This is a genomic window from Bradyrhizobium sp. NBAIM03, assembly GCF_020194055.1.
Lineage (GTDB): Bacteria > Pseudomonadota > Alphaproteobacteria > Rhizobiales > Xanthobacteraceae > Bradyrhizobium > Bradyrhizobium yuanmingense.
Genome location: NZ_JADYVS010000021.1, coordinates 18929 through 40423, shown reverse-complemented (window position 1 = coordinate 40423; position 21495 = coordinate 18929). Strand labels below are relative to the sequence as shown.

Annotated in this window: 13 protein-coding genes and 5 pseudogenes; 11 read left to right on the top strand and 7 right to left on the bottom strand. The window is 59.1% G+C overall.

Going from position 1 to position 21495, the window contains the following annotated elements:
- Positions 1-27 precede the first annotated feature (27 nt).
- The 4 genes and pseudogenes from I6F21_RS26865 to I6F21_RS26850 all read left to right on the top strand — a co-directional run bounded on the left by I6F21_RS26865 (position 28) and on the right by I6F21_RS26850 (position 3828).
- Entirely contained in the window at positions 28-573 is a 546-nt protein-coding gene (locus tag I6F21_RS26865; protein ID WP_346656832.1) for a prolyl oligopeptidase family serine peptidase, read from the top strand.
- A 749-nt stretch (positions 574-1322) separates the two neighbouring features.
- Positions 1323-1529, top strand: coding sequence for a cold-shock protein (locus I6F21_RS26860; RefSeq protein WP_346656831.1), 207 nt, complete (start codon positions 1323-1325; stop codon positions 1527-1529).
- Between the two features lie 917 nt (positions 1530-2446).
- Positions 2447-2965, top strand: a pseudogene (locus I6F21_RS39065) (hypothetical protein); the annotation flags it as partial.
- A 146-nt stretch (positions 2966-3111) separates the two neighbouring features.
- A complete protein-coding gene (locus I6F21_RS26850; RefSeq protein ID WP_225183780.1) occupies positions 3112-3828 on the top strand; it encodes a hypothetical protein in 717 nt (238 codons plus the stop codon).
- Between the two features lie 111 nt (positions 3829-3939).
- On the opposite strand, the pseudogene I6F21_RS26845 reads toward I6F21_RS26850, so the two are convergent.
- Positions 3940-4170: pseudogene (locus I6F21_RS26845) on the bottom strand (winged helix-turn-helix transcriptional regulator); the annotation flags it as partial.
- A 167-nt stretch (positions 4171-4337) separates the two neighbouring features.
- On the opposite strand from I6F21_RS26845, the pseudogene I6F21_RS26840 reads away from it, so the two are divergent.
- The 3 pseudogenes from I6F21_RS26840 to I6F21_RS26830 form a co-directional block, all read left to right on the top strand.
- A pseudogene (locus I6F21_RS26840) lies at positions 4338-5083 on the top strand (aspartate/glutamate racemase family protein).
- Between the two features lie 593 nt (positions 5084-5676).
- Positions 5677-5844, top strand: a pseudogene (locus I6F21_RS26835) (transcriptional regulator); the annotation flags it as partial.
- Positions 5837-7033 (top strand): annotated as a pseudogene (locus tag I6F21_RS26830) (type II toxin-antitoxin system HipA family toxin); the annotation flags it as partial. The pseudogenes I6F21_RS26835 and I6F21_RS26830, both read left to right, overlap by 8 nt.
- Positions 7034-7808: 775 nt before the next feature.
- On the opposite strand, the gene I6F21_RS26825 reads toward I6F21_RS26830, so the two are convergent.
- Positions 7809-8099 (bottom strand): hypothetical protein, encoded by a 291-nt coding sequence (locus I6F21_RS26825; protein ID WP_225183723.1) that lies wholly within the window; start codon positions 8097-8099, stop codon positions 7809-7811.
- Positions 8100-9057: 958 nt separating this feature from the next.
- On the opposite strand from I6F21_RS26825, the gene I6F21_RS26820 reads away from it, so the two are divergent.
- The 4 genes from I6F21_RS26820 to I6F21_RS26805 all read left to right on the top strand — a co-directional run bounded on the left by I6F21_RS26820 (position 9058) and on the right by I6F21_RS26805 (position 16955).
- Positions 9058-10329 carry a DNA repair exonuclease gene (locus tag I6F21_RS26820; protein WP_225183722.1) on the top strand — a complete coding sequence of 424 codons (1272 nt, stop codon included), beginning with the start codon at positions 9058-9060 and terminating at the stop codon, positions 10327-10329.
- 3 nt (positions 10330-10332) lie between these two features.
- Positions 10333-13875: a YhaN family protein gene (locus I6F21_RS26815; RefSeq protein WP_225183721.1), complete on the top strand. Its 3543-nt coding sequence runs from the start codon at positions 10333-10335 to the stop codon at positions 13873-13875.
- Between the two features lie 276 nt (positions 13876-14151).
- The gene (locus I6F21_RS26810; protein WP_225183720.1) at positions 14152-15219 is read left to right on the top strand and encodes an SIR2 family protein; all 1068 of its coding nucleotides are present in this window, start codon (positions 14152-14154) and stop codon (positions 15217-15219) included.
- Positions 15216-16955: an ATP-binding protein gene (locus I6F21_RS26805; protein ID WP_225183719.1), complete on the top strand. Its 1740-nt coding sequence runs from the start codon at positions 15216-15218 to the stop codon at positions 16953-16955. The genes I6F21_RS26810 and I6F21_RS26805 overlap by 4 nt, the downstream gene beginning before the upstream one ends.
- A 289-nt stretch (positions 16956-17244) precedes the next feature.
- Here I6F21_RS26805 and I6F21_RS26800 read toward each other — a convergent pair whose 3' ends face one another.
- The 5 genes from I6F21_RS26800 to I6F21_RS26780 form a co-directional block, all read right to left on the bottom strand.
- Positions 17245-17721 (bottom strand): hypothetical protein, encoded by a 477-nt coding sequence (locus I6F21_RS26800; protein ID WP_225183718.1) that lies wholly within the window; start codon positions 17719-17721, stop codon positions 17245-17247.
- Positions 17722-17857: 136 nt separating this feature from the next.
- Positions 17858-19162, bottom strand: coding sequence for a type II toxin-antitoxin system HipA family toxin (locus I6F21_RS26795; RefSeq protein WP_225183717.1), 1305 nt, complete (start codon positions 19160-19162; stop codon positions 17858-17860).
- Positions 19162-19413, bottom strand: a complete 252-nt coding sequence (locus tag I6F21_RS26790) for a helix-turn-helix transcriptional regulator (RefSeq protein ID WP_225129751.1) — start codon at positions 19411-19413, stop codon at positions 19162-19164. Before I6F21_RS26790 ends, I6F21_RS26795 begins: the two co-directional genes overlap by 1 nt.
- A 147-nt stretch (positions 19414-19560) precedes the next feature.
- Positions 19561-20025, bottom strand: coding sequence for a hypothetical protein (locus tag I6F21_RS26785; protein ID WP_225183716.1), 465 nt, complete (start codon positions 20023-20025; stop codon positions 19561-19563).
- A 53-nt stretch (positions 20026-20078) separates the two neighbouring features.
- A complete protein-coding gene (locus I6F21_RS26780; RefSeq protein WP_225183715.1) occupies positions 20079-21245 on the bottom strand; it encodes a GSU2403 family nucleotidyltransferase fold protein in 1167 nt (388 codons plus the stop codon).
- Positions 21246-21495 lie beyond the last annotated feature (250 nt).

Below are 21495 nucleotides of genomic sequence, written 5' to 3'. Positions count from 1 at the left end.
TGGCTCGAACAGGGCAATGCCTATGTCGTGGCGAACCTGCGCGGGGGCGGCGAGTTTGGTCCAGAATGGCACCAAGCGGCGCAGGGAGCAACGAAGCAGACGACATGGGATGATTTCATTGCCGTTGCAGAGGACCTGATCCGCCGCAAGATCACGAGTCCACGCCGGCTAGGAGTCATTGGCGGCAGCCATGGCGGCCTGCTCGTTGGCGCTGCAATCACCGAACGTCCCGAGCTCTTCAACGCGGCGATCATCCAGGTGCCGCTGCTTGATATACTTCGATACACCAAACTGGGCGCCGGCACCGCCTGGATCGGCGAGTACGGTGATCCCGCCATTGCCGAGCAGCGTGCGTGGATCGAACGCTACTCGCCCTACCAGAAGCTGGTCGCGGGCAAGACCTATCCTGCTCCCTTAATTCTTACCTCCACCAAGGACGACCGCGCGCATCCAACGCATGGCCGCAAAGCTGCCGCGAAGCTCGCCGGGCTGGGCCTTCTATTACGAGAACATCGACGGGGGACACAGCGCCGCGGCCATTCTCATGGAAGTTGCGCGTCAACTGGCCCTTGAATACACCTATGCATCGAGGCGGCTTTGTTCTGAGTAAAGTCGGTGGACGGGCTGATCGAAGCAGACAAATAGAGACCATCCGTTATCTCAACGTCTTCACGGTGCTCAGCTGAATTCATCGAACCCAAGGCGAGAGGCTGATGAACCGCCGGCGGCGCGAGGAAGTTCGTCAGTAGTTACCGTTTTGAACAAGCTCCACAGTTGCCGAGCGGGTAAATACAACATGACGAGCGGATAACTTGCCAAATGCGCTTTATTCAGGATTGTCTCGGCAGACCCTGCTCGTTCGATGGGACTCGACGTGCGGTTGACAACCAAGGCGAACAGCCAAAGCGCAGCCCTGCGGGCCGTCTTCAAAGCACGTCAGGTAGCTTCAATACAGGCATGCGCGGATTGATAATCTTGCTCTAGGCTGCGCAAAGGAGTTCACGACCGCCCTGTTGTTCAACGTCGATGAAAACGATCCGCCGGCTCAGGATGAGCGCGGCATGTTCGAGGCTCCGCAAGCCTTCTGTAAGCCGGTCGCGCACGACCAGTGAGGCGAAGGTCAAACGTCATCTGGGCAGAAGCCTTGAGGCGAACTGTCGTCGACGTCAGGACGCTTTAGTCGCTTGCACAATGCGGCCTCAGCTAGACCACGCGGTGAAAAACGAGCACGTGACTAGCGCAGCGACTCGGCTCTTGCCGACCCTCTTGATGGCCGGGAGACTCTTCGCTAGATCACAACGGTTCACTATGGAGATGCCGTCGTGGCAATGGGTATTGTGAAGTGGTTCAACTCGACCAAAGGTTATGGCTTCATCAGGCCTGAGGACGGAAGTCCCGATGTCTTCGTGCACATCAGTGCCGTCGAAAGAGCCGGTTACACCACTCTCGAAGAGGGGGCCCGGGTAAGTTATCAGCTCAAGGCCGGGCGTTCGGGTAAGATGTCAGCTGAGGATCTCCGGGTTGGCTGATCCGACTCGCCTCCGGAAACTGCTCTCTGCAAAGCGGGTTCTCGCACCCCGTCGGGCGATGCCTTGTGACGGCGCGCTGGGCGTTTGGCCTTTCTACGGTCGGGGGCGGCGGTCTTGCGGACCGGATCGCGCCGGCCCGGCGCGGTCTTACAATCAGGATCATCGGGGTATCCGAAAGGGCTTCTTCCGCCCAACGTTCGACGAACCGCTCCAACACGCAAACTCTAAAATCCCGGTCGATCAGAACTATCAGGATCGGCTGATGGAGGTCATGAGAACGGCGATCTAGCTGGAAGCCTGGAAAGCCTTATCCCCACTCCGGCACTTAACTTCTAAGGCTTCAATCGGAATTCGTAGATGTAGAGCGAGATCGCCCGCGCCAGTACTCGTCAGCATCATACAAGGACGCGCGGCTGGCCCGACACGGCACGCGTTGGGGTGCCGTTACATGGAATTGATCGGCAATTATCTCGGATCGCGTACGCGTGTCCTTTATCTCAAGCGCAAAAGCACAGCGCATCCCGAAATCCCTGCGTTTGGAAGGAGATAGATAAATTTGGACCTCGCTTCATGTTGCCTTCCAGCGTCCCAATGAAATTAGCTGTAGTGTCCTGTTGCGATATCGTCAAATCAGCGTTCGCAGATGTGCCATGAACACGGCCTTTTTCCTGACGGCGATTTAGCTACCGCTCAACGAGCTCTTCTTTGTCGCACGATGCCCGCTCGTAAATTACGCGGCCAACACATAGGCGGCTAAGAGCTCACACTGTCCGAACGCAAGCGAGAAGCAGCCCCGCCGCAATATCGCACTGCTGATGCGGTTCCGCGGTCGAATCGGCGGCCTGAAAGGATGATGCCGAAACGTAACTCGTCGGACACCTGATTGTCAGCTTCAGAGCCAATGTCGGGAAGCTGGCATGGCGATGCGGCACGATACGGCGGAAACCTGCTGTTTGCCGGCGGCATGCTGCTTGCACAGATCGAGCTGCGGGCGGCGCGAGATAGCGCGTGCACGGTCGCAACACGAATTTCGCTACGTTTGCCCACACGCAAGAACTTGTGGGCTCGGCCTGCGTGCCTGGTCCGAGGATAAGGCAAATGAAAAAGTCCCTTCTGCGCGCCGCGTTGCTCTCGATGATGTGTTTCCCAGTCGCGCTGCTCCACGGGCTCGCTGTGCGACCCCAGTGGACGATTCGTGCCTCTGGCTTGAGGAGGTCGAGGGACCGCGCGCATTGGCCTGGGCACAGGCCGAGAACGAAAAGACGCTCGGCTTGCTGCAATCGGATCCTCGCTACGATCGCTTTTACCGGGACGCGCTGACGATCCTCCAGGCAAAAGACCGGATTCCGTTCGTTTCGCTGAAACGGCAAGGTCTCGAAAATTTCTGGCAAGACGAGAGCCATGTGCGCGGCATCTGGCGGCGCACTACGCTTGAGAGCTACCGCGGCCAGGATCCCCGATGGGAGACCATCCTGGACATTGACGCGCTCGCTCTCGCCGAGAACAAGAACTGGTCTACAAGGGTCGCCGCTGCCTTGGGCGGCGTTGCCTCGTCAAACTCTCCGACGGCGGCAAGGACGCCGTGTCCATACGCGAGTTCGACAGCGAAGCCAAAAGCTTTGTTGCAGGTGGATTCCAACTGCCCGAGGGCAAGCAGAGCGTCAGCTGGATTGATCGTGACACCGTCCTTGTTGCACGTGATTGGGGCGAGGGGACCACGACCGAGGCCGGCTTCCCTTTCGTGTTGAAGGAACTCAAGCGCGCTCAGCCGCTCGATCAGGCGCGCGAAGTCTTTCGCGGCCAGCACACCGACTTCAAGACCTCGCCGTTTGTGCTTCGTGAAGGGCGGATGGATGTAACCGCCGTGGTCTGTCGAATCAACGGCTTCGAGCGGCAGTATGTGCTGTTCGGACCCGCCGGGCCGATCGAGCTCGATCGGCCGAAGAAGGCCTTGATCGTCGGTATCGCGAGTGGCCGGCTGCTTGTGAAACTGGACGCAGACTGGATCCGCTCCGGCGATACCAGCTTCAAGGCCGGCTCAATGATCTCCTATGATTTGGCCGAATGGAAGCAGGATCCGCTGCGTGCGAAACCCTCTGTCGTTTTCCAGCCCAACTGCCGGCAGGCACTCAGCGGATTTGGCCGCACCAGGAAGTTCCTGGTCCTGACCATTCTTGATAACCTTCAAAGCAAGGCGTTCGTCCTACAGGTACGATCAAGGTGTCTGGCATGCCACACCAGTCCCGCTGCCGAAGAATGCGACCGTAAGTCTATCAGCCACTTCCGCGCAAAACGATGAAATGACGTTTACCGTCTCTAACTATCTCACGCCAACATCACTTTGGTACTTTGGTGCCGAAAGCAAACGGCTCGAGCTCTTGAAGACGGCACCTGCGACGAGCTACGCCATCGAATGACGCGACGTGCGTACACTCATAAACACAGTCATCGGCACGTTGGCTTTGCGTCTGTCAACCAGGACGACGCGCCGGCAGATCAGGCCACTGTCCTCCATGTGCTTGATACGCCGCCAACAAGCGGACACCGAAAGATTGGTCGATTCGGCAAGCGCTGTGACGGGAATTGCTGCGTCGAGCTGCAACTTGTCCAGAATCTTCAGGTCGCGATCGTCCAACGTCATGTTTTTTCAGCCGGCTTCGGAGCTCGGGTGAGAAGAGTTTTTGCTATCGCAGAGATAAGGCCCTTGATTTGCACTTTCCAGAGCGATTGCGCGAAACAAGGCCGAGATTTTGCCGCCGAAAGCGCGGTAAACCTGTGCCACCTTCGCAATGAAGTGGAGATCTCAAAGTGCAGCGGACGATTGGGCTGATCGGAGGATGAGCTGGGAAAGCACGGCCATCTATTACAAGGAAGTCAATGAAATCGTCCGTCAGCGCCGCGGCGGTCTCGCCTCGGCAGACATCTTGCTGCGCTCGGTTGACTTCGGCTATATCGTCACCCTTCAGAACGCAGGAGATTGGAAGCAAGCCGCGGCTTATTTAACGAGGATAGCCCGGCAGTTGGTTGACGCGGGCGCCAGCTGCATCCTGATCTGCACCAATACGATGCATGTGATTGCCGACATTGTTGCTGCCGAGCTGAGTGTGCCGCTCATCCACATCGTCGATGTGACCGCTGCGGCTCTTCTCGCTGCTTCCTTCAAGCGACCACTGTTGCTTGCGACGCGCTATACGATGGAGCAACCGTTCTATTGTGATCGCCTGCGGCAGCGCTTCGGCCTTTCACCTGTCATACCGGGGGAGGGCGAGCGGAGCCGGATCCACAATGTCATCTTCGATGAGTTGTGCTGCGGCACTGTTTCTGATCTGTCGCGCCAGGAAGTTATCGACATGATCGCGCGCGGTCGTACACGGGGCGCCGACGCCGTTATCCTCGGCTGCACGGAGATTGGCCTTCTCATCGGCCCGGAACATTCAGAATTACCGGTGTTCGATTCGGCGAGGCTTCACGCCACGGCGGCAGCTGATTTTGCTGAGGGTAAGCTGTCAGTTGGTGCCGTCTCGGCGATGATCGCCTCGCCGATCGACACTTGATCTTGTCCTCGGTGATGCCGATCTCGGCCTTTAGCCGGGGTCCTAACGCCTCTGCACCTAGCCATGGCGGGCAGCGCGGTAGCGCAAGAAGGGCAATTGTCAACTTGTGGCAAGATCAAACCGGCGTTCCGATCACGATGAGCTGCCGCCGCCTACAAGCTCGCCGAGATCGTTGTGGGGCCGGCAGCGCCGCTCGACACCGAGCGGCGCTAAGGAACATGCTTCGCTCGACGGAGATTAGCGCGGATTTTCCCGCCGGTCGTCTCGATCTTCTTTTCGAGGAACCCAGTGCTCGGGGAGCAGAATTCCCGATCGGTAACTTTCTGGCCCGTTCAGCGTTGGCTTGAGGGAAATGTTCCCGCCCGGTAACTTTTATCCTCCTTCCATCGGAACTACACGAAAAGTTCCTGATCGGTAACTTTTCCTTGGACATTTGCTGTTTCAACCCATAAAGTTCCCGTTCGGTAACTTATGATGAGAGAGCTATGAACACGCCTCCAAACGGCACTCCCCCCTCGGGCGGAAACGAGGCTCCTGGCGAGACCGGTGTCGCCCGCCAAGCCGCAGAGTTCGCTGCAGCATTCGGTCGCCTCATCCAGAAAGAACGCAAACGCCAGCGCCTCCGGCAGGACGAGCTGGCCATGGTGAGCGGGACAGGAAAGCGCTTCATCGTCGACCTCGAGGCCGGAAAAAGCACCTGTCAGCTCGGGCGCAGCCTGCACGTGGCAAACGTGCTCGGGCTGCGCATCGAGGATGTTCTCAAGGATGCCCAAGCCCGCCGCGCGAACACTTCCGAGACACCGGACATTCCCGACAGCGACGAGGAGGAGCCTCATGGACCGTCTTCCGGTCTACTTTGAGACGCGAGAGGTCGGCTGGATCACGGCCGCCGACGAAGCGTCAGGCTTCACCTATGCCGAATCCTGGCGCGGGCTGACCGGCGCCTTCCCTGTGTCGCTCACCATGCCGCTCACGCGGGCGTCGTACGATGCCTCGGTAATTCTGACATGGGCGGCAAATCTGCTGCCGGAGAACGCAACTCTCGGGACCGTAGGTCATATGCTCGGCAAGTCGCCGGCCGATGTCATCGGTCTTCTTGCCGAAATGGGCCGCGACACCGCCGGCGCGCTCTCCGTCGGACAGCCTGGCACCGGGCTGATCGCCGGCAAATGGCGAGAGATCCCCGACAAGGCCTCCCTCGAGCGCATCTTCAATGAGTTACCCCACAAGCCCTTGCTCGTCGGCGAAGATGGCGTGTCGATGTCGCTTGCCGGTGTGCAGACGAAGCTCGCCGTCGCTCTGGATGGCGACACCCTGTACATACCGATCGACGGCGCGCCATCGACCCACATCATCAAGCCCGATGACGAGCGCTTGCCTGGCGCCGTCCAGAACGAGGCATTCTGCCTGACGCTCGCGCGCATGATCGGAATCCCGACGCCGAAGGTGACGACCGGGACGGCAGGCGAACGTACCTACCTGCTGGTTGAGCGCTATGACCGCCGTCATGAGGGCAAGAGGTGGCGGCGGCTGCATCAGGAGGACTTTTGCCAAGCCCTGGGCCGACCGCCAGCTGCCAAGTACCAGAACAACGATAGAGGCCTAAAAGGACCATCATTGGCCGACATGGTTGGCGTGACCCAGCGCCAAATGACCGCACAGGAGACCGCCCGTTTCGTCGATCTTGCAATCTTCAATCCGATGGTTTGGAACACGGATTCTCACGCCAAAAATTACTCGCTGATGCTATCGGCGCGCGGCGCCGCCCTGGCGCCAGGCTACGACATCGTCTGTGCGGCGCCATATCCGAAGATCACCCGCAACATGGCGCAGAAGATCGGCGGGCAGAAGCAGGCTGACCAGCTCGGACGCAACCACTGGGAGCGCTTCGCCACCGACTGCAAGCTCTCTCCAGCGCAGACGATCCGGCGCGTCTCCGAGATTGCTCAGGCCGTGACGCACCATGCAATGGCGGCCAAGGCCGAGGTCGAAGCCATGCCTGCCGGCGGCGATCCCGTCCTGGACATAGTGGTCGAGGCGGTGATTTCGCGCGCACGCGGCTACCTAGAGCGCCTGAAGCAAGCGGAGCCAGCGCCGGAAGGCGCAGCAGCCCCATCATCGTTGGCGCGATCGCGCAATCGTCCGGGCCGAGGCGTGTCTGGAGGGCGGCTGAAGCTGTAGCGGATCATCGTCCGATCAGCGCTGACGCTCGAACAGGCCCGCCGCTCCCCGAGAGAACGCCGCCCAATGTGCTGAGGTCTTCGCGCGCTACCAGCTGGTCTCTGATCCGGCCGCTGACGCGCGATCGCTTCTGTAACCGCGGCCGGATCACCGACCCCTGATCGCGTTAAGCGAGCCGTTTACGGATATCGAGCTGCACGCCTTCGCGATATGGATCGCAGTCGCGCTGAAAGGCTTAAACAATCCAGGACGCCCAGCCCTGGTGAGGTGAGGCACTTGGTATGGGTGTCCCGTCCATTGGCGTCAGTGGAAAGGTTAAGCGCGCTACCGAGGACGCGGAGAGGAATTGTTACAGCGCTACCTACCGTAGTTGTACGGAGTTCACTCGGCATTTAGATACCAATAATTTGGCGCCGGGGCTGGAATTTCATCCCGAAGTCGATTGCAACCGGCAAAGGGGTCGCTGAAGGGCGACCCCTTTTCGATTGTATCGCGCTGTTCGACTTCTTCGAATCGCACATCACCGCCTGAAAACATGGCGCGCTCACTCGCGATCGGCCTGCACGCGCATCCATTCCAATCCGATATCGATAAACCCCAAATTGGTATTTGGCGTGATCATTGGCGGCGATGGCGTATCTGCAGTACCGCATGGGTACATCCATGCAGTTGATTCCTTCGATGAACTCCAGCGCGAAATGAGAAAATTCGCTTGATATCTGCGGTGCGCGGCAGGAAATTGACGAATTTTCCTCTTCGTGACGAGGTAAATTTTCCGTTCTGGACGGTGTCCGGCCGACGAGTCCGAATCAAGGCTCAAGCCGAATGAGCTCACGCAGCAGCAGCTTTCTATCGATGCCAAGCAGCGAGGCTGCTTCGGATGCTGCGCACCAGAGTTTCTCCGGAGTTGCGGAAGATGAAGGTGGGGGATCGTCGCGAAGGCTTTAAGTCTCTCCCAGGAGGGACAACTGGAAGTGATCAGGCACCTCGGCAATTCGGCTCGCTGCGATCGGGTTCCGTGAGAGTGACCACAGTTGGTCGTCTCCAAAGCGGCAGCTCCGATTCTTTGAACGCGCCGCGTGAATTGTGGGTTCGTTTTCGCGCTTGTACTTCCACTGCACAAGCTCGGAGCCCCGTTTGGCTACGACAACGAATCTGCTGTAATCGGGTCGATTTCTAAGGGGCCGAAAAGCAGTGCCATCATCCTTTTGCATTGGTACAAAGGCCCGCGACTACTCTCCGGCCACGGCTGGCGGTCAATGTTTGTGGCGAAAATTCTATCGCGCGTCAGGATTGCTGCCTCGCGCAGTGAAAAGCCTCTTTACCATTATGGCGGCGTCTTACGTTGCGACGGGGCGGCGGTATCGACTGCGAAGTCGATGTCGCAGCGGCCTGTCTTGGACCGGTCCGACGACCAAAGTCGTCATGAGACGAAGGCCCTGGGCGGATAAACCGCGGTTGCGGCACGGTGTGTGTTCCCAACCGATCGCCGCATTTGCGAGAATTTCGACGCGAGGTCGCTAGGAAAGCGGCTCGCAGGACTGAGGAGCTAGCTCAGATACGACCTTGTCCGAACTGTTACCAAAGACACGCTGTCCGCAACATGAATAACGCGATACTCATGTTAAACGTGCCACCGAATCTTCGCGTCACCCTCAAATTCGGCGGCCCCTTCGAGCCCTCATCGACAATCCCTTTCCGCGTTTGCGGATACTTGGTGACAACACTCCGCTCAAGATTGCGATAAAAGGATTTTACTAGTTTGTTCTGATTGGAATTAAGCGAGTCCTGTTGTGAGCACTTTCCAATTTATCCATACCGGCGACATACATCTGGACAGCCCCCTGAGAGGCCTGAGCGGACAGGAGGGGCCAGCGGCCGAGCGCATTCGAACGGCGACCCGAACTGCCTTTGAGGACCTCATTACTCAGGCAATCGATAGACAGGCGGCTTTCGTGGTCATCGCCGGAGACCTCTACGACGGCGATTGGCGCGATTTTCACACCGGCCTGTTTTTCGTTCGGCAGATGGGTCGTTTGCGGGCGGCGAAAATCCCCGCCTTCGTGTTGCACGGCAATCATGACGCCGAAAACCAAATCACGAAGCGGCTGACGCTTCCTGACAATGTTGAGGTGTTTAGCTATCGAAAGCCCCAAACTTTCAAGCTCGATGATTGCCGCGTCGCCCTTCACGGTCAAAGCTTCCGCCTGCAGGCGACGACGGAAAATCTGGCAGCAGCCTATCCCGCGCCGATCAAAGGCTATTTCAACATCGGCGTGCTGCATACTGCACTCGGCGGAATGGGTGGTTCTCACGAGAACTACGCCCCTTGCACGCTCGAAGAGTTGGTCAACAAGGGGTACGACTATTGGGCGCTCGCGCACGTGCATCAGGGCGGCGTACTGCATCAAAATCCGCACGTGGTGTTTTGCGGCAATCTACAGGGGCGCCACATCCGCGAAGCCGGCCCGAAATCGGCGCAGCTCGTTACGGTCCAAGACGGAGCGATCGAAGGCGCTGAGCTGCTCCAAACGGATGTCGTGCGGTGGATGCATGTCGATGTACCGGTCAGTGGTAGCGCGCGGTTCGGGGATGTTGTAGATCAAATCAAACGTTCGATCGACGAGGCGGCCAAGAACGCAGAAGGCCGACTGCTGGCTTGTCGCATCAAACTAAGTGGCCCGACGGCTCTTCACGCCGAACTGATGGCGTCTGCGCCGCAATTGTTGGCTGAAGCGAGAGCCGCAGCACTGGCTCTTGGCGAAGAGGTTGCATGGATCGAACGTGTGATCAATGCGACCGTGCCTGCGACGGCAGTTTCTATCCAGTCAGAGGGCAGCGCGATCAACGATCTCAAAGTCCTGCTAGCTCAGGCTGCGGGGGATTCCGATCTCCAGGCAGAAATCGCGAACGATCTGGGCGACCTTGTCCGCAGGCTTCCTCACGACGCGGCACTTGATATTGACGATTTTCTTCTCGAAGCGGTGATCGCGAAACAATACTCGGTTGTGATTGAGCAGGCTGGCGAATATCTGAGCGCACGTCTGACCGCGGAAAGGCGTTGATCCGTGCGTATTCGTTCTCTTGACCTAATCCGTTACGGACATTTCACCGGCACGACGCTTCATTTTCCGTCAGGCGAACCTGACTTTCATATCGTGTATGGCGAGAATGAGGCTGGAAAGTCGACGACGATGTCGGCGATTGAAGATCTGCTCTTCGGTATTCCCGGGCAATCATCCCGTAATTTCCTGCATGAGAATGCGGCGCTGCGCATCGGCGCCGCCCTGGAACGCGACGGCGCGCTGCTTTCGGTCCGGCGTCGCAAGGGCAACAAGGATACGCTTCTCGGTCCGGACGATCTGCCGATTGCGGCTGGCGATGGCCTGCTTGCTCCTTTGCTCGGCGGGATGGACCGTGCGTTTTTCTGCCGGATGTTCTGTCTTGACCATGAGCGCCTGCGGGCTGGCGGACGGGATATCACCCAGGCCAAGGATGATATCGGCGCGGCATTGTTCGCCGCCGGGGCCGGCGTGTCAGGTCTCCGCGATCGGTTGGGTGCGATGCAGGCAGAGGCGGATGGGCTCTGGGCCAGCCGCAAGGCGGGACACCGGAAATACTACCAAGCGGAAGACCGCCTTAAAGAGGCTGATGCGGCGTTGCGTCAACACACGGTGAGCGCAAGCAAATGGCAGGAATTGAAATCCGCCTTTGAAGAGGCGCGCGGCCTTTGCAATCAGATCGAGAAGGAAATCGAAGAGCAAGTTTCCGAACTTGCGAAGATTTCTCGAGTCCGGCGCGTATATCGCGGTGTGCGTCGGCTTCAAGAGATTGAAACCGAGATAGTGGACCTCGGCGCGGTGGTCGAATTACCTCCCGACGCGGCCAGGCGATTTGAGGAGGCCTCGGACGATAACGCTGCTGCAGAAGTGCGTATAAGCGCATTCCGCGAACAGATCGCAACAATCGGCACGGAAATTTCCAGACTCGTGGTTGACGATAGCGTTCTGCTCCACCAAACGGAGATTGAACGACTTTCGAAGCGCAGCATACAGCTGTCTTCGGGCCGGGCGGACTTACCGAAGCGCCGGGCCGAACTCGCCGCAGCGGAAGAAGTCCTGAAGCGCGCGGCGATTGAACTGGGGTGGACAGGGTCAGTCGCCGACCTGGTCGAGAGAATTCCGCCGCGGGCTAAGGTTGCAGCAGTCCGCGGACTGTTGACATCGCGTGGCAGCCGATTTGCCGCCGTTGATAGCGCTGAAGCGGCGCTAGAGGATGCCAGCGAAAAACTCGCTGATATACAGGCACGGATTGAAGCGCTCGGAGCGCAGAAAGACCTTTCGGTGCTGGCTGGGGTCGTCGAGTCCATTCGTGCTTTTGGCGATCTCGATGCGCGTCTTCTGAGTATCCATCAAGAGCATCAGGATGCCGATAGATCATGTCAGCGGCAAATGGCTGATATGAATCCGCCTATCGTGAGTGAAACGAGTTTGCAGGCCTTGAAAAGTCCGGCGGAAGAGGCGGTAAGGGTGCATCGCGATGCTGCCCGCGAGCTTCAGGCGCGTATTCAGCGCCAGCAAGCTGTGACGCGTGAGCTGACCCGTACAGTCGAAAACAATCGAAAGTCTTATGCTCGTCTTGTGTCAGATGAAAGAATTGTCGGCGTTGAGGAGTTGAAGAAACTGCGCGAACGGCGGGATGCCGGATGGTCTATCATCAGGCGCAGACATGTCGACAAGATCATGGTGCCAGAATCGGAGGAGCTCGCTTTTACAAGCGGCGAGCCGCTGCTCGATGCCTATGTGAAGGCCATCGAAGACGCCGACACCGCGGCGGACCGTCGTTTTCAGAATGCGCAGTCGACGGCTGCGGCCATGGTGCTGGCGCGGCAAATCGCTGAAGAGCAAGACGTCCTTGAATCCGCCAAGCAGGAGCTGTTTTCGTTAGCCGAAGAGCAGAAGGCATTGGCCGAGGCCTGGGCGATCCTGTGGAAACAGGTTACCGATAACCCGCGTTCTCCGGACGAAATGCTGGATTGGCTCGATGCAAGGGCTGGCGTGCTCGATCAAATCGCCAAGCGTGACGCCGCGCTTCATGCAGAGTCCTCGCTCCAGCAGCAAATTGCAAAAGCCAAGCAACAGCTCGCCAGCTTGATGGCGGACACGGCAATCGCAGCCTCGGCAGATAGTCTGCCGCTGAACGGAATTCTTGCGGCTGCCGAAGCGGGCCTCCGCATGGAGGAGGGCAACACACAAAAGAGGAATGAACTCGCGCTAGAGCAACGGAAGGTCGCAACAGAAGTCGAACGCAGGCGCGTGGCTGTTGAAAACGCTGCGAAAGAGCGTGATGTCTGGAACGCGCAATGGAAAGAGGCCCTGAGGGGCATCAATCTGTTACCCGAAGCCCCGCTTGAGACCGTTCAAGCGCAAATCGAAGCAATCGATCAAATGCGGGAGACGTCTGCCAAGATCGCGGATTTGAAGCACGAGCGCATTGGAAAGATCGAGCGGGACATCACGGCGTTTACCGAGGATGTCGAAAAGCTCGTAAATGCGATCGCGCCGCGGTTTTCCGGGCAGAATGCAGATGAAGCAATCCTGCAACTCCATGCGCAATTGAATGCGGCGAGGCAGACTGTCGTGTCCCGCGACGAAAAAGCTGAGGCGATGCAGGGCCTGCAGAAGAAATTGGAAGAATGCGACAAGTCCAGGACGGACGCCGAGGCTGTAATAGATCGCCTCAAGAGGGCCGCAGCCGTCGATTCGATCGACAGATTGCGAGCGGCTATTCTTCAGTCCGATCTACAACGCGCGCTTAGGGGTGAGCGATCGCGCTTGCGGACCACGCTTGAGGCTGATGGCGATGGGCTTGGTGTCGAACAACTCGCCGAGGAATGCCGCAGCGCCGATCTCGATCAAACAACGGCTCGGGAGCAAACGCTGAAGGCAATACTCAACGATGCCAGGGAACGCCAGCTGATCGCAATTCAGAGTCGCAATGATGCTGAGCGTTTGTTCGAAGCCGTCGGCGGCGACGCCGCTGCGGCCAAAGCTGCTGGTGATCGTCAGCTGGCTTTGGCCGAGATGAAGGAGGTGGCGGCGCAGTATGCGCGCGTTCGCTCCGCAACCATCATCCTGAGGTGGGCGATCGAGCGGTTTAGGCGCGAGAAGCAGGCACCATTGCTCAAACGGGCAGGGGAGCTGTTCTCTATTCTGACCGGCGGCTCGTTCCAACGCCTTACGCTCGAATACGACGAAAAAGATGTGCCACATCTGGCGGGCGTGCGCGGGAACGGGGGAGCGGTGCCCGTATCAGGTCTCAGCGAAGGCGCCGCCGATCAGCTCTTTTTCGCGCTGCGCATTGCTGCCGTTGAAGAGTATCTGATGCATGCTACGCCGGTGCCATTTATCGCAGATGATCTTTTCATCAATTATGACGATGCGCGCGCCTCGGCCGGTTTCAGGGTGTTGCAACTGCTTGCGGAGAAAACGCAGGTGCTTTTCTTCACCCATCACCAGCACCTGCTTGATGTGGCGTCTACTGCGTTTGGCAGGAGTGTTTCGACGGCAATGCTGGAGCCTCGTCCACATCAAATGAAGAACGTTGCTTAGATGGATTGCAGAATGCATGTCTCGAGATCATTATCTCTAACTACAAAAGCCGTCCGCGACGCGGAGTTTGCGTCGACATGCTTCTCGGACTTCCTTTGGGGAAAATCAATCCGAGAAAGTTCACGGTCCTGCAGGCCCTTCGTCGTCGCGACACCAAGCGTAACCTGATCGGCCAAGGGCTAATTTCACATTTAGCGAGGATGCAATCCTCGCCGAAATTGATCCATCCACTAAATCTCATAGGGATGACGACGGCTGTAGTGGATACAGTCGGCGTTGGTCGGGAAGGGACTGTATGGCGGCCAAGAGCGCGCCGGAGATCGCGCAGGAATTCGCGCAGGCGGCGCTCAGCCCGCACCGGTGATCATTCTGGGCAGCGGCGCCTCGGCTGCGCACGGTGTGCCCGGCATGGGCGCCTTGGCGTTGCAGCTTTCCGCTGTTAAGCCGCCCACGAGCTGGACAGCAGACGAGAGGAGCGAATGGGATAAGTTCATCGCGCAGCTTGCGGCCGGCGATGATCTCGAAAGCGCCCTCCAGGCCGTGCGCCCGACGGAACGCCAGACCCAGTTCGTCGCCAGCGAGACCCGCGCTTTCTTGCTGCCGCACGATCTTCGCGTCCTCCAGACGCTTGTGGCGGACCGGCGCGCGCTGCCGCTCTCGCGGCTGTACCTCCATCTCTTCGACAGCACGCACAAGACCGTTAATGTGGTCACGCCAAACTATGACCAGCTTGCCGAATATGCCGCGGACGCCGCCGATGTAAGCACGTTCACCGGCTTCAACTACGGTTATCTGCAATCGCGCGCTCGCCATTCGAACACGCGCGTTTTCGTTAATCGGCAGGTGACCCGTACGGTTGCCGTCTGGAAAGTGCATGGCTCTCTCGATTGGTTCCAGGATTCCGCCGGCCAAATCATCGGCGTCCGCGGAATGCGCGACGTGCCGACCGGATACTCGCCGCTGATGATCACGCCGGGCATCGACAAATACCGGCTGACACATGGCGAGCCGTTCCGAACGATCCTAGGCCGCAGCGATGCCGCGCTCGAGAACGCCCGCGCCTATTTCTGCGTTGGTTATGGCTTCAACGACGAGCACCTTCAGACCAAGCTGATCGAGCGTTGCGACCGCGATTCCGTCCCGCTCGTCGTCATTACCAAAGAGCTGACCACGTCCGCCCGGACCTTCCTCGGCGGCGGACGCTGCCGGCGCTATCTCGCGATCGAGGAGGGGACGATGGGCGCGCGCGCCTATATGCACGACGTGCCCAACGGGTTTGACGTAGATCAACCGATCTGGCGGCTCGACCGCTTCCTCAATGAGATGACAGGAGTTTCCGCGTGAGCATTCTGAATTTTGCGGACGAAGAAGCGCTGGGGCGCGTCCAATCGGTCGACACGACCACGGTAATCGTCCACGTCGATGATGTCGAGGCGCTGCGGGCGCTGCAGGTGAACCGGCTGGTTGCGCTCCAGAGCAGCCTTGCCGGCCACAAGTTGATTGGCGTGATCCAAAAGATCATCCGTACCGCGCTCGGTGAAGCGAAGATCGCCGATGTCGAGCTAGGCGAGGCCGCGCATCCCGAAGTCAATCTGGTGCGGATTATGTTGATCGGCACGCTGCTCGATCGGGACGGACCGCGCGCCAATGTCTTCCGCCGGACGCTAGAGACCGTCCCGGAGATCGACGCCTGCTGCTTCGCTCTCGAAGGCGAGCGCCTTACGCGCTTCATGGGCGTGATTTCGGAGGTGACCGGCGGCGCGCAGCGCCTGTCGCTTGGCGCTTATACGCTCGATCCCAACGCTCAGGCGTTCGTCAATGGCAATCGGTTGTTCCAGCGTCATGCGCTCATCGTGGGCAGCACCGGCTCGGGCAAATCGTGGACGACCGCCCGGCTGCTCGAGCAAATCGCTGAGCTCGACAGCGCCAATGCCATCGTGTTCGACATGCACGGAGAATATGCGTCGATGGCTGGCGAGGGCTTCGTCCATCTTCGCGTCGCGGGCCCAAGCGACATCGAAGCGGGGAAGGGGCTGAACGATGGTGTGCTGCATTTGCCCTATTGGCTCATGAGCTACGAGGCGCTTGTCTCGATGTTTGTTGACCGCTCCGATCAGAACGCCCCAAACCAGGCCATGATCATGTCGCGTACCGTCGTGGACGCCAAGACGGGCTTCCTGGAAGCCGGCGGTCATGTCGAGGTGCTCGCCAACTTCACGATCGACAGTCCAGTGCCTTTCAGGATGGAAACCGTGCTCGGCGAGCTCAACCGGCTCAACACAGAGATGGTACCGGGAGCCAGGACGGGGGAGAAGCAGGGCGATTTCCACGGCAAGCTCAGCCGGCTAATCCAGCGCCTCGAGGGCAAACGCACCGATCGGCGCCTCGACTTCCTATTCCCTGCGTCCGGCGTGGCGGACAGCTATGATTGGCTCGATCGCGCAGTTGAGCTGCTGCTCGGTGGCAGGGCGGCCCAAGGCGGCCATGGTGGCGTCAAGATCATCGACTTCTCCGAAGTTGCCTCCGACATTTTGCCGCTGATCGTCGGCATGGTCGCGCGCATGGCCTTCCACGTGCAGCAGTGGAGCGCGCAGGGGCTTCGCCATCCGCTGGCTCTGTTCTGTGACGAGGCACATCTTTATATTCCACAGGATCCGACTTCGGGCGCCGCGGAGAATGCGATCGCTACCTTCGAGCGCATCGCCAAGGAGGGGCGGAAATATGGCGTCGGACTGGTGGTGATCAGCCAACGCCCCGCCGAAGTGAACCGCACGGTCGCCAGCCAGTGCAACAATCTCATCGCGATGCGGCTAACCAACGGTGACGACCAGGCCGTCGTGCGGCGGCTGCTGCCCGACAGCCTCGGCGGCTTCGGCGACCTGCTTCCGGTCCTCGACACGGGCGAAGCACTCGTCGTTGGCGATGCGATTCTACTGCCCACGCGTATCCGCATTGCCAAACCGATAAACGAACCGCTTAGCGGCACGATCCAGTTCTGGGATCGTTGGGCCGACCCAGCGGCTGCGGCGACGCTCGATAAGGCTGTCGAGAGCTGGCGCCGTCAGACGCTTGTCAAATAGTTGCCTTCCAGCAAGCCTCTGGCGCATCTCGATGCTGGGCCAAAAGTGACTCGCTCATCGACATTTGTGAAGTCTGAAGTGAGTTGTCGCTCGCGGAACCAAGCTTAAGGTTGCTTCTTCACCACAGTAACGATGCCGTAGATATACTGCGGCGCGGGCCTCTAAAGTTCACATCCGCTCCTTAGGGAAGGCAATCGCAGATTTCCGCAGATTGCGCGGCACCCGCGCTTCGCCTCTGCGTTCTCGAAAGATAGAATATGTCCCCTTGTCATCTCGCTCGACCTGTCGATCACCAGCTTGAAGCGGCTGGCGAAACGGCGGTGTCGGTCACGTGACGCGGATTGCGGTCGGAAACCTCCTGATGTGCGAGTCGACGGAATGGCGGAAGCGCATCGAACTGAAGTTTGTGTTTTGGCTGGCGATAGGTTTTAAGCCCTTCACTCCATGACCTCGGCGTGAGCGGAAGAGGCTCAAGGGGGCAGTTGACGGGCGGCCTCAGCGCGTCGAGCGTGAAGTGAAGGACGTCGCTCATGGTTAGTTTGGAAACGCAGTCGCTGTTGGACCTTGCATACGGACGGCGCGGGCCGCTCGCCGTCGAAGGAGAGCGGCAATCGCCGTTCGAGAACCGGGCCCGTTTCTTGAGCCGCTGGTTGGCTGCTTTCGGGCAACGCTCCCTATTGCTGATCGCGCTGCTGCTCTTCTGGTAGGCAGCATCCAGGTTTGGATTGGTCGATCCGGTCTTCCTGCCACCGTTCACGGAGGTCATCGTAGCCGGCTGGCAGCTTGCGCAAACCGGCCGAACTCTATGACGTCTCCGCGAGCTTGCTGCACGCCTTGAGCGGATTTCTGATCTCTGTTGCCTTCATCGTTCCGCTTGGTTTGGCTGTGGGCAGTCAGCCCGGCTAGGCAGCCAGCGAATTCACACGGCGCTTCGCGCCATCAGCAATCGATATGGCCATCTTCTCCGGAAATCCTTTTGGAAGCGCGTTCAGCACCTGATCTATGGCTTTTGCGGCTGTATCGCCGAGCTGCTGGATGACAAGCTTGACTGTTTTGTCGGGGAGACCGCAGCTTTTCGCAGTCTGCACGAAATGTCGGCCGAGAACCGTGTGGACGACGTAATGCCGGTTGCTGCCGATCGCCATGGCCAGCTTCATTTGGTTTTGACTGATCTGTCCAGCGTCCAAGCTCGGTTGGGTCGAAATGATGTCGTAAAGCGGGGCAAGATGAAAACGTCCGCCCGGCGCCAAATGAATGCTAAAATTCTTCGCGTGGCCATCGGTGGTGGCGAGCAGCCAGAACACGATCTGCGCCTTGAAGAAAATGGCCTGGTCGTCCTCAGGCGTATCGCTGCCCTTGAGGAAATCCGAGATTTTGTGGATGCCGGGTCCGCCGTCGGATTCATACTTGCGCGCGGGCGGAACGGACAGCGCCTGGCAGCAGTCTTCCTGCGGCAGCCGCAACAGGCGGCCGTCGCGCGTCCAGATGCGATCGAACCGTTCAACTGCGAGCACGCGGCGCCCGGCGAAATCGATGATGCTTGATTTGGCGACGGGCAAGCCGAGTGCCGCAACCAGCTCAAGGCACAGATGCTCGTTTGCAACGCTGCCGGTCAGGTCGATTCCGTTTGGCAACTTCCCGATCTGCGGCTTGATAATGTGCGTAGTTGCGGTCGTGCCATGAGGCACGTGCCACTTGTCTTTCCAGTAAAGCAGCGCTGTCTTTTCCTGCGTGCCCGCGAGAGAAATGCGGAAGTCCTGGTCGGCGCCGATGCCGAGCGGATTGCTGGCAAGATTGCCGAGAATGGCGGCGACCTCCTGATCGCTAGCGGCGCGGCCATCAATGGCGCCGGCGCCCCCGGGTGCGGCACCGTCGGGAAGGAATTGCAGCGCGCCGATGCAATCGCGGCCGATTGCGGAGAGCAGGCTGTAAGCGTCGGCGCCATCAGCATGCGCGCGTTCGGCGACGCGTCGGCGGATGTCGTCATTATCGGGCAGAAGATTGTCAAAAACGGCGACGACGGGATCGCCGATATAACGATCCTCCCGCAATGGCAGCGACGCCGAAACGGGGATGGCATTTTCCCACGCGAGCCACTGCTTGTCATACTGGAAATCGATTGCGCCGCTGCTCTCGCGCCGCAGCTGCCCGACCAGCCGTGCGTTGAGATAGACGTTGAGCGGCGCGCGGGCAGGACGACGCGCCATCAGAACAGATCCTCAATCGCTTCAGCCGTCAATTTGGTCCGCGGCCGGATGACCAACTCGAGGTCGAGCGCGGCCAGCGCATCCATCAAGGTGCGCAGCCGCGTTGCAGGTACACCGGCTTCCAGCTTCGAGACCGTCGCTTGACGCGCATGCATCTTCTCACCGAGGCCAGCCTGGGTGAGCTTCTTCTGCCGCCGGTAGCGCCTGATCCCGGCGCCAACTTGTTGGGGGGTGCGGGCAATCGTATCCATAGGTTACCATACGCGAATGCGTATATATCGTCAATATACGCGATCGCGAATATCAGTCGATTATACGCGTCCGCGTATATCTGTGCCTAATACGCAATTGCGTATGAAGCCCCGCGATTTCCCACGATTGAAATTATTAAAAAACCATCACCGGCCCCTGCTCGTATCTGCCAGTCGGGCGTACGTCGCCTTGATCAGGTCGTCCAACGCCGCAGCGGCGTCCTCGTTGAGATTGGGATCTTCGCGCAGGATGGACGAGACCTGGGTCAAGGGACTGGCCGCGCCGAAAGCGACTTTGAAAAAGACACCCGGGCGGCAATCCGGCCCAGGGCGGGAGGTCATGGCGGTGGCCCCGACAAGCCCGTCAGTCCGTTCGTCATCGAAAAACCGGTCACGGTCGAGGACAAGAAGCAGACCGGCCATCAAACAGGCCAGCACGTTCCGATCCAGCTCTACTTCGTGCTGAGCCTCGAGCGCGTCGGCGGCAAGACCGAGCTGATCGAACGGCATGATGCACATCACCGGCATGGTCAGCTGCATCGGCAGCGAGATGATCAGCGAGCCAATCACGTGATTCGGCATGCCGACGCCGCCGATGATCAGCAGCAGCACCGGCGCGCCCGTCGCCGATGATGGGCGAGAGAGCCTCGTCGACCGAATTGGCATCACGGCGTTGGCGACGCCGTCGGCTTCGCAATTGAAACGCGCGCCAGAAGACCTTCCTTGCCTCCCGTAAGCCCGTACTCCTCTGCCGGCTTGCCGTCGAGTTTGGCCGCTTCGGCTACGCCCTTCGCGAGCATGTCGAAAGTGTCGTCCGAAAGACGCAGGGCGCCAACACCAAGCCGTCGTCGCCATCTGGCTCCGCGTTCCCAAGCTTCGATCCACCCAAAGCCTAGGTCGCTACTACGTTTGACGGCATTGAATGCTTGAATGAGCGCGCCAGCCTGGTTGATGTCCTTTTTGGCCTTATCCGCAAAGAACACATTCCGTTTGGTCGCCATGATCAGTTTGTGGACGGCGTAGCGCTCCGGGGCCGGTACAAGGACCGGCACTCCGGCGTCGTGCAAGACCACAGAGCGGATGGGCTCATGGATCAGGTAGTCTAGGAACCGCAACACCTGCGCACCTACAGACGGTCCCAATGAAGGCATCTGCGTCAGTCTGGAGGAGTAGTCCTCGTCGCCACGGTTTGGTGTAAGGAATTCGACCTTGAAGCCGGTGGCATTGACAAAACCGCTGAACAGCTTGGTTTCATCGGTGGAGAATGAGGGCGCAAATGTCGGATCCACCTTTTTCAGGATCTCTTCGATGTCGGGCATGCTTTCATCGATCGAGATCGAGATGCCGTAGAATTTCGCGATGTCCAGATCCTCGGTCGTCACGAGCTCGTCGGGCAGCTTGACGCCGAGTACGCCGCTGTATGTCTGATAGGCCATCGAACCGACGAGCGTGGCGCGAAGCCGGAAGAGTCCCGCGCGCGCGAGTTCGTTGACGACGAGACCTTCCATGTGGGGAGGGGCAGGGTAGCCGGCCCGCCTCAACTTCGCTGCCAGCTCGCGTCGCGCGCGATAGCCAATCTTGGTGCGCTGGAAAGCTTCCGCGCGTTTGGCAATCTCGGGATCATCGGCCGGACCGACATATTTGAGAGTCGTCTTCGTCGGTCCCTCGCCACCGGAGGGCTCGTAGGCCTTGTAGTAATAGTATTCGCGGTTGGCTCGCTTCTGTTTGAGAAAGGTCCCGTTTTCCGGGAAGTTCTCGTCGAAATCCGCGTCGGTCGCCTTCTGAACCAGGTCGGAGAACATGACTTGGTCGATGTTGGAAAACTGCTTCATAGGTATTTGTTACCATTTTGGCGAAGTGGTAACAACGGGTTTGTATCCATCCTGCCAAAATGGTAGCAAATTTGTATCCATTTTGCCATAATGGTAACAACAATAAATTCAATGACTTGAGGCCGGATTGTCCGGATCTTAAGACCGAACTCCTAGGCTCCGATCGGACTTCATACTAAGAACCGATCTTCCGGTTGTATTTTCAAGACCCACTCTCAATAACAATGTTGTCCGGCACATCATGCGTTTA

What these genes read in the sequence shown, in the direction of transcription:
- I6F21_RS26795 (WP_225183717.1), bottom strand. Translation starts at nt 19,162, where the DNA reads ATGGCGCGTCGTCCTGCCCGCGCGCCGCTCAACGTCTATCTCAACGCA.
- I6F21_RS26790 (WP_225129751.1), bottom strand. Translation starts at nt 19,413, where the DNA reads ATGGATACGATTGCCCGCACCCCCCAACAAGTTGGCGCCGGGATCAGG.
- I6F21_RS26800 (WP_225183718.1), bottom strand. Translation starts at nt 17,721, where the DNA reads ATGACCTCCGTGAACGGTGGCAGGAAGACCGGATCGACCAATCCAAAC.
- I6F21_RS26780 (WP_225183715.1), bottom strand. Translation starts at nt 21,245, where the DNA reads ATGAAGCAGTTTTCCAACATCGACCAAGTCATGTTCTCCGACCTGGTT.